This window comes from Bradyrhizobium sp. CCBAU 051011, from assembly GCF_009930815.1.
Classification (GTDB): Bacteria; Pseudomonadota; Alphaproteobacteria; order Rhizobiales; family Xanthobacteraceae; genus Bradyrhizobium.
On record NZ_CP022222.1, the window covers coordinates 190,362 to 205,097 of the forward strand.

A 14,736-nucleotide genomic window follows, 5' to 3' on the forward strand; every position below is an offset into this window, starting at 1 on the left:
TACAATAGCGGACGTCGCTGGAGGTCTCCGAAGGGCCAAACTAAGAAGTCTCGTGTGCAAGACCACCGCATGTTCTCGTAGGAACTACTGCGCAACTCTTTCGTTGTCCCATATCCCAGACAGCAAAGGAACACGATCATGGATCGCGAACATGTGAAGGGCGCTGCCGACAAGGCAAAAGGCGCCATCAAAGAAGGTGCCGGCAAGCTCAGCGGTGACAAGGACTTGGAGACCGAAGGCAAGATCGATAAGGCCAAGGGTTCCGTCCACAACGCCGCAGGAGATGTGAAGGATGCAGCACGGGACGCCGCTGACGCCCTTAAAGAATAAGCGATCGGGATAACGAAGAACTAGCCGCCTCCGGGCGGCCTTTTCTTTGCTACTGGGCGCTCTGGTTGAGCTGCGGCATCGCGAATCCCCTCCGCTGGTCGAAATGGTGTAGGCGAAGTCCGCTTGGCTGCCCGGCCTATGCAAGCGGCAACCTCGCGCACGTTGTTTCCTATGCGACCGGGACAACGAGAGCCGGAATCCCACTTTGCAGTCCTGTACCCTTTCGATAACCCGGCTTATGTTGTACGCTTACTAGACGGACATTGGGTTAGTCCGCGAGCTGCCAGCGGGACGTGCCGAAGTCCTCGTTTAGGCAGGTGCCTCACTTCAGTAGACCGACGCTCCTTTTTTGCCGGTGCTTTTTGCATTCGCAATCGCTGGTCGTGCGCGCCAACGACCAGAAACTCTTGCAATGATCAGGGAGTAACGTCATGAAAACGCACTATTCGGTGACATTGGCGATGCTTGCGGGCTTCGGGCTCGGTGCAATCGCGGTTCAGGGACTCCATGCCCAGGCTACGCCACCCGTATATCAAGTCGTTGAAATCGAGCCCTCGGACATGGAGACCTACCTGAAGGACTACGTCCCGAAGGCTCAGGCCGCTATCAAAGCGGCTGGCGGCAAGTTCCTCGCCGCTGGAGGCAAAACCACAACCATCGAAGGAGAGCCGCCGAAACCGCGCATTGTTATCCAACAGTGGGACAGTGTTGAAAAAATCAAAGCTTATCGCGATTCGGCGGCGTTCAAAGAGCTCCTGCCACTGCGCAACAAACTCGCGAAGTTCCGCAGCTTCGCCGTCGAGGCGCTACCGCAATAGCTAGCCGAACAATCGGCCTGCAAGATTGAAGGCCGCCTTAGATGGAGGCCTTCTTCATCGCACAGAGGCGTTTGAGTTACCGCAGCTTTGCTGCACGTCTCTTTGGGTCAGAAGCTGACCTTGGTCGCAGCACCCGCCAAGTCACCAAGGCCCTAACCGATAATTTAGTGGCGAAATGGCAGGGTCGCTTTAGGCCGATGCGCCACCACGCAATAGGTGACGATAACCGTGCTCCGCCATCCATTTGGCGCGCGATAATTGGCTGTCGAACGCCTTCCGGACCCGATCACATTCATGTTCCGGATCGAGATGCAGCACCACTCGTGCGACCTCGCGCCAGTCCGCACCTTCCGCATGCGCATCGAGCAGGCGCAGATATACGTGACGAGGTGCTCCTTGTCGTAAGAGGTCAACGCGTTACCAGAGGGCGCAATATCGGCGACATTGGGATCAACCGGCGGTGTCTGCATGGGCGTTCTCGCATTTGGTGCTGATTGACCAACTTTGCTTCTGACTCCTTGGCATATTGATGACCCACGCCGGCGAAGGCCGCTTTGCTCCAGTGAAGGGATGTCGCTGGTTCGAGCCGTTAGGTCAGAAAAGTGCCAACAGCACTTATCGACCTTATCGACGAAACCGGACGGCTGTTGGACATTGCATTCAAAATGTTGCTTCCTTCCGATAGTATACTTGCGTTCGCCCGGCACAGTTGCCGAGCTTTCGCCTTCGTCGATAACAGCGAACGGAGCTACGGTGGCACTGAATCCGGGGTCGATAACTGGAGCATTGGCTGTCAGGACGGTTACAAATATTCGATAAGTGTTACCTCTGATGCGCGGGACTCAATCTGCACTCGAAACACTTTCACCCGAAGCGCTGAATAGCACTTGGTCAAAAACCGTTTCAGCCCGGGGCCGCTATCGCCTATCTAGATGCCCTCGGCTACACGTTCACGCCCTCGGGTGCGCTGACATTTCCCAGCGCCTGTCGTGAAACTTTGGGGTAGACTGAAGGTCTTGGTGCTCTGCGGAGGAATCCGGCCAGGAGGCGCCCATGAATGTTGCGGCTTGGCTGCACGGTCTGGGGCTGGGGCAATACGAACAGGCGTTCCGCGAGAACGACATTGATGCCGAGGTCCTTGCCGACCTGACGGCCGACGATCTGATCGGGGTTGGCGTCACCTCGGTCGGCCACCGCCGCAAGCTGCTTGCCGCGATCGTAGCGCTGCGTAGTGGCGCCGCGCCGACGCTTTCTCCTGATGCGGGCGCGCCGGCCTCGAAATTGCGGGTGGCTTCGCCGTTGCCGGAGGCCGAGCGGCGGCAGGTGACAGTCCTGTTCGCTGACATCGCCGGCTACACGAAGCTCGCCGACGAACTGGACGCTGAGGAAGTCCACGCCCTCCTCGGAAGCTTCTTCGATCTTGCCGACGCAAGCGTCGTCGATCACGGCGGGACTGTCGACAAGCACATCGGCGATTGCGTGATGGCTGTCTTCGGTGCCCCCGTCGCCTATGGCAACGACCCTGAGCGATGCGTCCGGGCAGCTCTCGATATCGGGAGCCGCATGCCCCTGGTCGCGGCCGATTTCGGTCGCCCTATTGGCGTCCACATCGGCATTGCCAGTGGCGAGGTTATGGCCAGCGGCACCGGCAGCGCGCGTCACGTTGAATACACTGTCACCGGCGAGTCCGTGAACCTAGCCTCACGCCTGAAGGATAAGGCGCCCACGGGCGAGATCTTCATTTCGGATTCGGTCTACCGGGCGCTCGCCGAACGGGTCGAATGCTCCGAGGTCGGGGAGCTGGCCATCAAAGGGCTCGCAAAACCGGTCAGGGCGTGGCGACTGCGCGCCTTTCGCGATCCGGCCCGCTCGGGCCGCCATGCGTTTGTTGGACGGCAACGCGAACTGCGGGCGCTCGAAGCGGCGCTGGCCGAGTGCCAGGACACGAGACACGGCCGCACCATCTACATTCGCGGGGAGGCCGGTATCGGCAAAACCCGCCTACTTGAGCAGTTCCAGGCGGAGGCCGGGCGGAAGAACTTCGCCTGTCACAGCGGGCTGGTGCTCGACTTCGGAATGGGCTCCGGTCAGGACGCAATCCGCTCGCTGGTTCGCAGCCTGCTTGGTCTGACGGGCCAGAGCAGCCATGAAGAGATCGAGGCAGCGGCTGAGAAGGCCCTCGAGGATGGCATGCTTCCTGACGAGCGGCGGGTGTACCTGAACGACCTCCTTGACGTGCCACAATCGACAGAGCTGCGTACGCTCTATGATGCGATGGACAATCCCGCCCGCAACCGCGGCAAGCGGGCGACCGTCGCCGAACTCGTCACCCGCGCGAGCGGCCGTCGTCCTCGGCTGCTGGCGATTGAGGACCTGCACTGGGCTGATCAGATGACTCTCGATCATCTAGCGAACCTCGCCGAGACGGTCGCTGGATGTCCGGCACTTCTGGTCATGACCTCGCGGCTCGAGCGCGACCCGCTCCATGAGGCCTGGGGCCCGACGATTGCCGGCCAGCCGATCGTGACGATCGACCTCGGCCCGCTTCAGCCGAGCGAAGCCAACGGGCTCGCCGAAGCCTATTTCGATGCACTAGGCGAACTCGCCCAACGTTGCGTCGAACGGGCTGACGGCAATCCGCTGTTTCTGGAGCAACTGTTGCGCCATGCCGAGGAAAGCGCCGAGGGCAACGTGCCGGGGTCGATCCGGAGTTTAGTACAGGCGCGCTTGGATCGGCTTGCGTTGGCCGACAAACGGGCGCTGCAAGCAGCCTCAGTTCTCGGCCAGCGCTTTACTGCCGAAGCATTGGCAGCCCTGCTCGACCAGCCCGGCTGGAATTGCGCCGACCTGGTGCGGCATCTCCTGGTGCGCCCGCAGGGCGATCATTTTCTTTTCGCCCACGCGCTGATTCAGGAGGGTGTCTACGACACGCTGCTCAGGAGCCGCCGCCGCGAGTTGCACCGGCGGGCGGCCGATTGGTTCAGGAACCGTGACCTGACGTTGTGCGCACAGCATCTCGATCGAGGCGATGACGATGGCGCTCCCCGCGCCTACCTGCAAGCGGCACGCGCGCAAGCAGCAGAGTACCGGACCGAACGGGCCCTGCGTCTCGTCGAACGCGGGGTTGCCTTGGCCAGGAAGCGGGCGGATGTGAATGCATTATCCCTGCTCCGGGGTGAGATCCTCCACGACTTCGGTTCAATCCCAGAATCGATTGCTGCTTTCGAACAGGCCTTGGCAGTCGCCGATGCTGATATCGAGCGGTGTCGAGCCTGGCTCGGTCTCGCCGCCGACCTGCGCGTGACGGATCGTTTCGACGAGGCGTTTGCGATGCTGGAGAAGGCCGCGACCGCGGCGGCTACCGACGACCTCGCGGCGGAGCGCGCGCGGATCCATCATCTGCGGGGCAATCTCTGCTTCCCGCTCGGAAGGATTGTCGAGTGCTTGCAGGAGCATGAGCGGGCGCTCGACTGGGCCCGAAGAGCCCGTTCGCCAGAAATCGAGGCGCGCGCGCTTGGCGGCTTGGGCGATGCCGAATACGCGCGCGGCCGGATAGCCAGCGCCCATCGGCACTTCAGCCGGTGCGTGGACCTGTCGCGCGCGTCCGGCGCCGGACGCATCGAAGTAGCCAACCTCAGCATGGTCGCGCACACCCAGGTGTATCTCAACGATTTCTCCGATGCGCTCGCGACGAGCCAGATGGCAGTCGAACTGGCGGCGCGGGTCGGGCATCACCGTGCGGAAATCATCGCCCATTACGCGGCGTGCAACAAGTTTCGCACGACCGGCGAGTTTGCGCGTGTGAAGATGCATGCCGAGCGGGCGCTGGTCCTCGCTCGACAGCTCGGTGCCAAAAGGTTCGAGGCGGTCTGCTTTAACGATCTTGCCATGGTCGCTCGCGCAGAGGCTAGCAGCGCGGAAGCGATGAACCTGCTGCACCGGGCCTTGGCGATCAGCCGCGAGACTGGGATTGGCTTTGTGGGTCCGTGGATCCTCGGCCACCTTGCGGTCACGACTAAGGATCCGCTTGAACGTCAAGCGGCGCTGACGGAAGGTGAGAGGGCCCTCCGTGAAGGCGCGGTCAGCCACAATCATTTGTGGTTCTTCCGGTACGCGATCGATGCCTCGCTGGACTCTCAGGATTGGGACGGCGCGGAGCGCTACAGCGCGGCGCTCGAGGATTTTACGCGGCCAGAACCGTTGCCCTGGGCCAACTTCTTCGTCCGATATGGACGCGCTGTTGTTGCACATGGCCGGTGCCCCCCCGGACAGGAGACGACATGCAAGCTTGGTGACCTGCTGGCCGAGGCCGAGCGCCTTGGCATCGGTCCTGCGCTTGGGGCCCTCGCGTTATTGCAACGGGCCCGTCGCCAACAAGAAACGTGATGTGAATGTAGAGGGAGAATTTTTAGCTGAGACCGCTCCGGGTCAAATTGAGTCACGTCGACACTGCCGGCCGAACTTATCCAAGCCATTTCTTGGCCACACGACTTTCGCGTGATTTTTCCAAATGTGTCAAATGCCATCAAGCACCGCTTTGGCTTCGCGGGAATCGACGGTTTCGAAGCCTTCAATGAACGAGCCGTAGATCTTGGCGAGTTCATCGTAGGCTTCCGTTCGTCGATCGTCCTTCGCCAGAAGCCGCGCGAGCCTTGTGCAGCCTCGCAGGTGAAGTGCGCGGGCATTTTGGACTTGCGCGCTCTGCATGGCACGCCGGATGCAGCGTTCCGCTTCCGCCTGGTCGCGGGTTGCCAGAGCGAGATCGCCCTCGAGCAGGTGCAGACCGGCGTCGGCCCAATGCTCCTCATTGCGCTCGGCGGCAGCGCGCGCCTCGGCGAGTGTGACGATCGCGTCGTCAAGCCGTTGCGCTCGGCGGTAAAGGTCAGCAAGGATTCCCAAATAGTACGGTAAACGCAGCTCAGCTCCGGTGGCCCGCAGGTCCCGCACGCCGACGCGAACGCGTGCAATACCATCCTCGACGTCGCCGTCCTCGGCGACAGCCCATCCATTCATGATCGCTGCCCAGGCGCCATAATAGCTGAACCCATGTTCGTTGCAGATTGAGCGAGCCGCGTCTGCACGAGCGCGGACTTCCGTCGGCTCGCGACGGAACTGGTGCAGCATCGCAACGTAGGCGAGCGCCACTGCCAAGCTAAACGGATGAACGAGCCGATGGGCGAGATCGATCGCATCCTGCGCCGCCCGAAGCGCGGAATCCGCGAACCCAAGATGCCAGTCGACATGAGCGGCATAGGCGCGGCCGAAGACGTGAATATTGACGCCGCGCGACAACGCATTGGCGGGATCGCCGACCTGCATGATCTTTGCACTGCTGATCTCCAGGTGCTCGCGTGCCGATCGGTAGTCGCCCTGATGGAATAGATTGAACGCCAAGGCATTGTGCGCGTCGGCCTGCATTACGAGATCGTCGCCTTGCTCGGCCAGCTCGACGAGCTCGGAGCAGAGCTCGCTCACGCGCAGGATGTGAGCGCGTACGTGATGCACATAGCACAGGCCACGCAACGCCTTGGCGAGATTGCGATGGTGTCCGCACCGTCGCGCCAGATGTTCCGCTTTTGCGTACGCCGTCTCGACCTCTGGAGCGGCAAAGCCCCTTGTTGCCATCAGCGGAGGACCGAGTGCAATCTGTACCTCAAGCTCGTGGCGTAATTGTTCGTCGGTGGGCGGGCGGCTCCCGAGCATCTCGAGGGCCGTGGTCAGATGACTTATCGCTTCCCTGTTCGCCGATCGGCCAGCCGCCAGCCGTCCCGCCCGTAGCCAAAAGTCGATCGCCCGATCGGCATGCCCGGCTGCTGTGAGATGGTGCGCCAGGAGCTCGGGCTGGCGCGTGACAAGATTGGCGAACCGTGCCTCGAGGACGGCAGCAATCCGACCGTGAAGCTCGCTCCGTCGACTCTTAAGAAGCGAGGCGTAGGCGACATCCTGGACCAGCGCATGCTTGAAAGTATAGATCGCCTCCGGCGGCGTGCCGCGCTGAAAGACGAGCTCCGACTTCACAAGCCGGGCGAGCGCCTGGTCGAGATCGGCCGGTTCTCGTGCAGCGACTGCATCGAGGAGCTCGTAGCTGAATTCACGGCCGATGGCGGCGCCGACCTGCAGCAAGTCCTTGGCCGACGCCAGGCGATCGAGCCGGGCCATCAGGGAGTCCTGCAGACTCGCCGGAATGACAAGCGCACCACGCGCTGCGATCAGCGCTAGACCCTCGGGCGTGTTGCGCAGCATGCCTGACTCCAGCACCGTCTTGGTGAGTTCTTCGATGAAGAGCGGAACGCCTTCGGTCTTTGCGACAATCTCGTCCATCAGTGTTGGAGGTAGGCGGCGCCCACCTGACGTTTGCTCGACAAGAGCCGCCGCCGCCCGGCGCGCGAGGCGATTGAGCGTCAGGGCCGTAACATGCGGGAAGGACGGCCAAGGCAGCGTCATCTCCGGCCGGAACGTGATGATCAGGAGTACCGGCAGGCGCTGAACCCGCTGCAAGATCAGCCCGAGGAGCTCGAGTGATGTCGGATCGAACCAGTGCGCATCCTCAAGCACTGACAGAACCGGGCGTCGTTGGGCCAGGCCCTCGAGCTGTGCGAGAAGCACTTCCAGAGTCTTGCGCTTCTGGGTCTGCGGCAAGAGGTCGAGCGGCGGGTATCGATCGTCCGTCGGTATGCCGAGGAGAGCCGCGATGAGCGGCACGGCTTCGGTGAGATCGTCAGTCCCTTGCGCAAGTAAAGATACGAGCTTGGAAAGCCGCATTGGAGGCGTGTCGTCACGCTCGAACGCCGCCGCTCGCTCAAGCTGGTCGATGAATGGCCAGAGCACGGTATTGGCGTGGTAGGGCGAGGCACGATGAGAGATTCGAGTGTGCGGCTCGTCGGCGATCCGCTCTCGGAGCGCCTCGATGAGTCGCGACTTGCCGATTCCGGCTTCCCCGGCGAGAAGCATCGCCTGACCCTCGCCGTTCCTGGCGAGGTGCCAGCGCTCGAGAAGGAGTTCCAGTTCCTGCTCCCGCCCAAGGAGCGGGCTCAGGCCCGCTGGGTGAAGTGCCTCGAAACGGCTCTCCGCAGCGCGCTTGCGGACGATCCGCCAGGCGTTGATCGGTTCTGCGAAGCCCCGCAGTTCGCATGGTCCGAGGTCTTCGAGCTCGAATAGCCCGCCGATCAGACGCCGTGTTTGCTCCGCGACGACGACTTCGCCGCGCCCGGCTACGGCCTGCAGGCGGGCGGCGAGGTTCGGGGGGTCGCCGACGACCGCTTCCTCCTGCGCCGCGCCGGTGCCCAGGAGATCACCTACGACGACGAGCCCTGTCGCGATCCCAACCCGCGCGGCAAGCGGGCGGCCGTCTGGCGACCGCAGACGGTCCACGGCCTCGACAGTCGCGAGGCTGGCTGCCACCGCCCTCTCAGCCTCATCCTCGTGCGCGCGCGGCCAGCCGAAGTAGGCCAGCACGCCGTCACCCATGAACTTGGCAAGGTGTCCGTCGAAGCGTGCGATCTCGCCCGCGACTGTATTCTGGTAGGCGGTCAGCGTCTCCCGCATGTCCTCAGGATCAAGTCGTGTGGAAAGGGATGTCGAGCCGACAAGGTCGACGAACATCACAGTGAGCTGGCGGCGTTCCGCGTACGACGGCCGCCGGATTGCGACGATGGATGGCGGCGCGACCTCCAGGGCAGCGATCGCCGTTAGCAGCTTTTTTCGGTGCCCAAGCGGCAGGCCAAGTTTCTCGAAGTCGGCGTCCGTGAGCGACGGCAGCACGTCCGCATCGATGGCCTGCTCGCGGAACAACGCCGCATAGTTGGAAAGGCCGAGATCTTGAAGCCACTGCGCGACGTCCATTCCGCGACGCTCCGCCGGCCAGCCCCGCTGCGAAGTTTAGCAGAGAATGGAGCACTGCGCGGGGATTGCTGTTTGCGCTTGCTGGTCGCAGCAGGCACATCTGCCCGGCGGCATTACATCCGTGGTCCAGAAATGTCCGCCCCTGGTTCGGGTCAGGATCGGATAAAATCAGCTGGCGCATTGGTGAAGAATTGATCAGAGCGAGTGTCAAAGCGGGTTTAATCCGAGCACCATAGTGCTAAGCTGAAAAGCATAACAGCCGAGTAGGTTGAAGCCGTACTGCCCTTGCGGAGCGGCCTATATCTTTTGCGATCTCTGCCGTCCCGCGGTCGAACACCGATTCAAGGGAGGAGAAGATGTCGCTTGATCGTCGTCATTTCCTTGCAGCTACCGGAAGCGCCATGGTCGGGCTCGTTGGTGGATCGTGGAGTGGTGATGGTGTCAAGGCTCGCGCACCAGTCTCAAAAAGCCAGGTGCCAGGATTCTACCGATTCAGTCTCGGACGGTTCCAACTCACGGTCATGAGCGACGGTACGATTGCTTTTCCGGCGGAGGCGCTCTGGCCAGAAGCGCCTAAAGCGGAACGCGATGCCGTCCTAGCGTCGGACTTCCAGCCCACGGACAAATCTACGCTCCAGGTGAATGTGTTGGCGGTGAATACGGGCGATCGCCTTGTGCTCATCGACGCAGGCACCCGCGGAAAGGCACAGCCAACCGCGGGCCGTCTACTTCAGAACCTCGCGGCCGCCGAGATCAAGCCGGAGGAGGTCGACACGGTCTTGATCACGCATGCCCATCCGGATCACCTGTGGGGGGTCGCCGACAAAAGCGACACCGAGCGGACGTTTCCAAACGCTGAGTATGTGATCGGCGAAGCGGAATTGAACTTCTGGATGCAGCCTCAGCACCCGTTGGCAAGTGATGCTGTTTGGGGCGACATTTACCGCCAGAACATGAAAACACTCGCGGCGATCAAGGATCGCATCCGGACTATGAAGCCGAACGGCGAGGTGGTCCCGGGCATCACGGCAATAGCCACACCTGGGCACACGCCGGGGCATACCTCCGTGCAGATCGCGTCCGGTTCCAACCAGATTCTCTGCACTGCAGACGTTGTTGGCAACCGCGCCGTCGCTTTCCAGCACCCCGACTGGCGCGGTGGGTTCGACCTGGATCTCGACCAAGGCGCGAAGACACGCCGAGCCTTCCTCGATCGATGCGCGAGCGAGAAAGTGATGGTCTCGACCTACCATCTCCCGTTCCCCGGAATTGGCCATGTCGTCCGCGCCGGAACAGTGTTTAGCTGGCTTTCAAGCGATTGGAGTTGGGACGGCATAAGTCCTACTTAAGTCCACCTAGCCCAACTGGCGAATAGTTGTGTGAAGAGGAGGAGATCATGCAATCCATGGCCACTGAAACCTTCATCGGCAACATGCGCGGCCCGGTCATCAGGCGAACGGACGCCGACTATGAAGCCGTGCGCAGCCTCTACAACGGGATGATCGATAAGAGTCCCGAGATGATAGCGCGATGCACCGACGTCGCGGACGTTGTCGCCGCCGTCAATTTTGCAAGGCAGAACGATCTCAAGGTCGCGATCCGCGGAGGCGGCCACAACGGGCCGGGCCTTGGCAGTGTTGATGACGGGCTGATGATCGACATGTCGATGATGAAAGGCGTGCGGGTCAACCCCACCGCCCGTACCGTCCGCGTTGGCCCCGGCTGCACCCAGGGCGATGTCGATCATGCCACGCATATCTACGGGCTCGCCGTGCCGGCTGGCATCGTCTCGACGACCGGCATTGCCGGCCTCACGCTCGGCGGCGGCACCGGATATCTCACCCGCAAGTACGGCCTCACCATCGACAATCTGCTTGAGGCGGATGTCGTGCTCGCAGACGGTCACATTGTCACAGCCAACAAGTCGGAGAATGCTGACCTCTATTGGGGGCTGCGCGGCGGCGGCGGTAATTTCGGTATTGTCACGAGCTTCCTGTTCCAGGCTCATCCGGTGAGCATGGTCTATGCCGGTCCAATCTTCTGGGATATCAAAGATGCCCGGACTATCATGCAGACGTACAGGGATTTCTTGCCTGGCGCTCCTGAAGAGCTTGGGGCCTTTGTCGGGTTGAAGACCGTTCCGCCAGTAGACCCGTTCCCGACGGAGCATCAGGGCAAGCGCGCCTGCGCGATCATCGCTTGCTACAATGGCCCGACAGAAGACGGTCAGGCCGTCATGGCCAAGTTGCTCGGAACGCTGCCCCCGCCGCTCTTCAACTGGATGGGGGAAATGCCCTATCCAGCCCTCCAGTCCATGTTCGATCCGTTCTTCCCGAAGGGCCTGCAATGGTACTGGCGCGGCGATTTCGTGAAAGAGCTGACTGACGAAGCGATTGACGCCCATATCGGCCAGGCACAGAAACTGCCGAGCCCGCTCTCGCTTATGCACCTTTATCCGATCGACGGTGCCGTCCATCGCGTCGGCAAGAGCGACACCGCCTGGAACACGCGCGATGCCACCTGGTCGATGGTCATCGCTGGCATCGATCCCAATCCGCAAAAGGCGGGCGAAATCACCCGCTGGACCAAAGGCTATTGGGAAGCCGTGCATCCTTATTCGGCTGACGGCTGCTATGTGAACTTCATGATGGACGATGGAGATGACAACAGACTCAAGGCTACTTACGGTGACAATTACGATCGTCTCGTTGCTTTGAAAGACAAGTACGACCCGACAAACTTCTTTTGCATGAACCAGAACATCAGGCCACTCAACTCGTAGAGGATCATGTCTGCCGCGCAGTTCAATCGCGCCAAAGAGTCTTGTCGGAGCGTTCTTTCGCTTCATGGAACGAAGGGACGCTCAGGCCATCATTTGCGTCCGCCACTCTTGCTGTCAACTTCCGCTCCGGGTCTTGGCCGTGTAAAAACATCTTCGGAGGGGCGTTGGCTCTGGAGCCAGATTCCTGGGGTGTTTCTCAGGCCATCGCAGCGATCAGCGGCCTGATCCCGACAGTGTTCATGACCCGTGTCAGATTATAGGCCAGAACCGAGAGTGCCATCTCAGTGGCTACTTTCGGAAGCGTTTTGGTCAGGATTGCGTCGCCCCCATGCGGGCCTTCATCGTGCCGAACGGATGCTCGACTGTCTCTCGGCGCTGACGCATGGCATGTGGATTTGCATCAAGGCGCTGCTGCACGGCTTCGAGCAGATGCTCATGCTCCCATCGCGGAATCCGCCGCTCTGGCCCCGTCGTGCACTGGGATTTGAGCGAGCAGTTCTGACAGGCTGTGGTCCAGTAGCGCCTAATCCGCTTACCATCTTCCTCGCCCGTAAAGCGATATAGCAGCCGCTCGCCGGCGGGACAGCGATAGGCGTCCTCCTCCGGTAAATAGATGAAGTCCTGCTTGCCGAAGCGCCCATCTGACTTGGCACCCGACGTCTGCGGCTTGGGCAGAGTTACCGTGATGCCGGCCTCGTGGCAGGCGAGGATCTCCAGGCTACTGAAGTAACCGCGGTCGGCAACGGCCTCGAGCGTCTCAGTCTTTAGAACAGCGTTGGCCTGTTGGGCGATATTGGCAAGTTGTGCCCGATCTGAGCCGCTGTTCGTCACCTCGTGCGTCACAATCAGATGATGCTCGGTATCGACGGCGACCTGCACGTTGTAGCCGACAACGCCGGAACCGCGACCGCTCGTCGCCATCGAACGGCTGTCGGGATCGGTCAGGGAGATCTGCTGATCGGGCGAAGCAAGCATCTGCTTCTCGTAGACAGCTCGCTTGCCCATTTCCTCCTTCGGCTTTGTCAGCTTCTCGTTGAGCTTTGGCACCTTTGCCGCCAACGCCTCGGTCGGTTCCTGTCGGTCGGCCGTGTCAAGTTGGCTCAGATAGCACGCCACGCTCTCCTCCAGCTGAGCGCGCCGCCGCTCCACCTTCGCCCGTGTGAAGTTCCTGTCCCGGTTGTTCACGGCTTTAAACTTGCTGCCATCGATGGCGACGCTCGCCGTCGTGAGAAGGCCGATCTCACGGCAGAGTTCGACGAAGCGCGCGCATACCTTGCGTAGCGCCAGGCCATTGTCTTTGCGGAAGTCCGCGTCTTGTGATCAGGAGCGAGCCGACCCAACAGCCACATGACCTCGACATTGCGCCCGGCCTCGCGCTCCAGCCGCCGGCTCGACTGCACTCGGTTCAGATAGCCATAGATGTATAGCTTCAGCAGAACCGAGGGATGGTACGACGGCCGACCCGTCGCCGCCGGCGCCATTCCTTCGAAGCTCATCTGGGCCAAATCGAGCGTGTCGACAAACACGTCGATCACGCGAACAGGGTTGCTCTCGTCAATGAAATCGTCGAGGCATTCGGGCAATAACGCCGACTGTCTACGATCCGCCCCCGCAACGAAGCGCTTCATCAATTCCCCCTAGAATCACGGGAGAATCATAACAGCGGCACAGCGTTTTCACACAGCCAGGGTCATTCGCGTCGGTTTGATCGGACCACGGCGACTTCCGGTCTAGCCCTGCCGGCTCAACCGGTCGACGCAACACAGGCGTTAAATCTCTCTGCTGGTGTTTCAAATTGCAAGGTCTCACGTGGTCGTTCGTTTAGCTGACGAGCCACTTTGTTCAGATGGGCTTGCGAGTGCACCGACAAGTCGGTGCCCTTCGGGAAGTATTGTCGCAGCAGGCCATTGGTGTTCTCGTTCGACCCGCGCTGCCACGGGCTTTGCGGATCGCAAAAATAGACGTCGATTTTGCTCGCCAACGTAAAGCGACGATGATCCGTAAGTTCCTTGCCCCGGTCCCAGGTCAGGGATTTATATAGCTCCTTTGGTAGCTTCTTCGCCTGCTTGATGAGCGCGGAGACCACTGTCTGGGTGTCCTTGCCTGCCACCTTGGCCAACATCACGTAACGGGTATGACGCTCGACCAAGGTCGCGATGTAGGTGTTGTTCGGCCCGGACAGGAGATCGCCTTCCCAATGACCAGGCACCGCCCGATCTTCAACCGCCGCCGGTCGCTGACGGATTGAGACGATATCCTTGATATGCCCCCGTTTATCGCCATTCGGGTCAACCGGCCTGGAGCGACGCATCAAGCGCTTCGATCGAAGATGGCTAAGCAGCTCTTTCTTGAGCACGCCGCGCGCTTGGACAAACAGGCTGCGATAGATGGTCTCGTGTGACACCTGATTACACTCGTCTTCAGGATGCGTTCTCTTCAGCCAGCCGGCTATCTGCTCGGGTGACCAATCCAATCTGAGCTTCCCTGCCACCGCCTGCCGAAGCCGCGGATTGGTCGCTAACTTACAACATTTTGGACGACGAGATCGCGCCCAGGCGTTCTCGTCCGCAAGTGTCGCTCGGTAGCGATCATAGCCGCCATTGCGACTCATTTCCCGGCTCACCGTCGAGGGTGAGCGGCCAAGCAGTTTGGCGATCGACCGTGCTGATTGATGTGCCGTAACGCCTCTGGAAATCACCTCGCGTTCCGCGAGCGTCAACGCCAGCCTGGAGCGACGCCGCTCCGCAGGACGAATTCCACCATGCGGAGCTACCAAAAAATAGATCGACGATGATTGCTTACCAAAAGCTCGTCCAATCGCCTTCAGCGACTCCCCACGCTTCCAGCGATCCCATAACTCCGTCTTCTCTGCCGCAGTAAAACCTCTATGAAACCTTCGTTCCATCCCACACTCCATCTTTTCCCTCTAAGATAAAGTGTTGCGGCGACCGGTTGAGACCACCC

7 protein-coding genes and 2 pseudogenes are annotated in these 14,736 nt (G+C 61.1%); 5 read left to right on the forward strand and 4 right to left on the reverse strand.

The genetic code is table 11. The features are described 5' to 3' along the window. The first annotated feature begins 138 nt into the window (after positions 1-138). Positions 139-330 carry a CsbD family protein gene (locus tag ACH79_RS00970; protein WP_161849344.1) on the forward strand — a complete coding sequence of 64 codons (192 nt, stop codon included), beginning with the start codon at positions 139-141 and terminating at the stop codon, positions 328-330. A gap of 431 nt (positions 331-761) precedes the next feature. Continuing rightward, positions 762-1,148, forward strand: a complete 387-nt coding sequence (locus tag ACH79_RS00975) for a DUF1330 domain-containing protein (RefSeq protein ID WP_161849345.1) — start codon at positions 762-764, stop codon at positions 1,146-1,148. 189 nt (positions 1,149-1,337) lie between these two features. Here the strand turns inward: ACH79_RS00975 and ACH79_RS00980 are convergent. Next, positions 1,338-1,618: pseudogene (locus ACH79_RS00980) on the reverse strand (DNA -binding domain-containing protein). A gap of 583 nt (positions 1,619-2,201) precedes the next feature. On the opposite strand from ACH79_RS00980, the gene ACH79_RS00985 reads away from it, so the two are divergent. Continuing rightward, positions 2,202-5,534 (forward strand): adenylate/guanylate cyclase domain-containing protein, encoded by a 3,333-nt coding sequence (locus ACH79_RS00985; protein WP_161849346.1) that lies wholly within the window; start codon positions 2,202-2,204, stop codon positions 5,532-5,534. Between the two features lie 129 nt (positions 5,535-5,663). Here ACH79_RS00985 and ACH79_RS00990 read toward each other — a convergent pair whose 3' ends face one another. Then, complete coding sequence (locus ACH79_RS00990) at positions 5,664-8,990, reverse strand: AAA family ATPase (protein ID WP_161849347.1); 3,327 nt, start codon at positions 8,988-8,990, stop codon at positions 5,664-5,666. Positions 8,991-9,346: 356 nt separating this feature from the next. Here ACH79_RS00990 and ACH79_RS00995 point away from each other — a divergent pair, with 356 nt between their 5' ends. Continuing rightward, positions 9,347-10,339 carry an MBL fold metallo-hydrolase gene (locus tag ACH79_RS00995; RefSeq protein ID WP_161849348.1) on the forward strand — a complete coding sequence of 331 codons (993 nt, stop codon included), beginning with the start codon at positions 9,347-9,349 and terminating at the stop codon, positions 10,337-10,339. A 47-nt stretch (positions 10,340-10,386) separates the two neighbouring features. Beyond that, complete coding sequence (locus tag ACH79_RS01000; RefSeq protein ID WP_161849349.1) at positions 10,387-11,772, forward strand: FAD-binding oxidoreductase; 1,386 nt, start codon at positions 10,387-10,389, stop codon at positions 11,770-11,772. 196 nt (positions 11,773-11,968) lie between these two features. On the opposite strand, the pseudogene ACH79_RS01005 reads toward ACH79_RS01000, so the two are convergent. After that, a pseudogene (locus tag ACH79_RS01005) lies at positions 11,969-13,400 on the reverse strand (IS1182 family transposase). Positions 13,401-13,516: 116 nt separating this feature from the next. Further along, the gene (locus tag ACH79_RS01010) at positions 13,517-14,677 is read right to left on the reverse strand and encodes an IS30 family transposase (protein ID WP_161849302.1); all 1,161 of its coding nucleotides are present in this window, start codon (positions 14,675-14,677) and stop codon (positions 13,517-13,519) included. Positions 14,678-14,736: the final 59 nt, after the last annotated feature.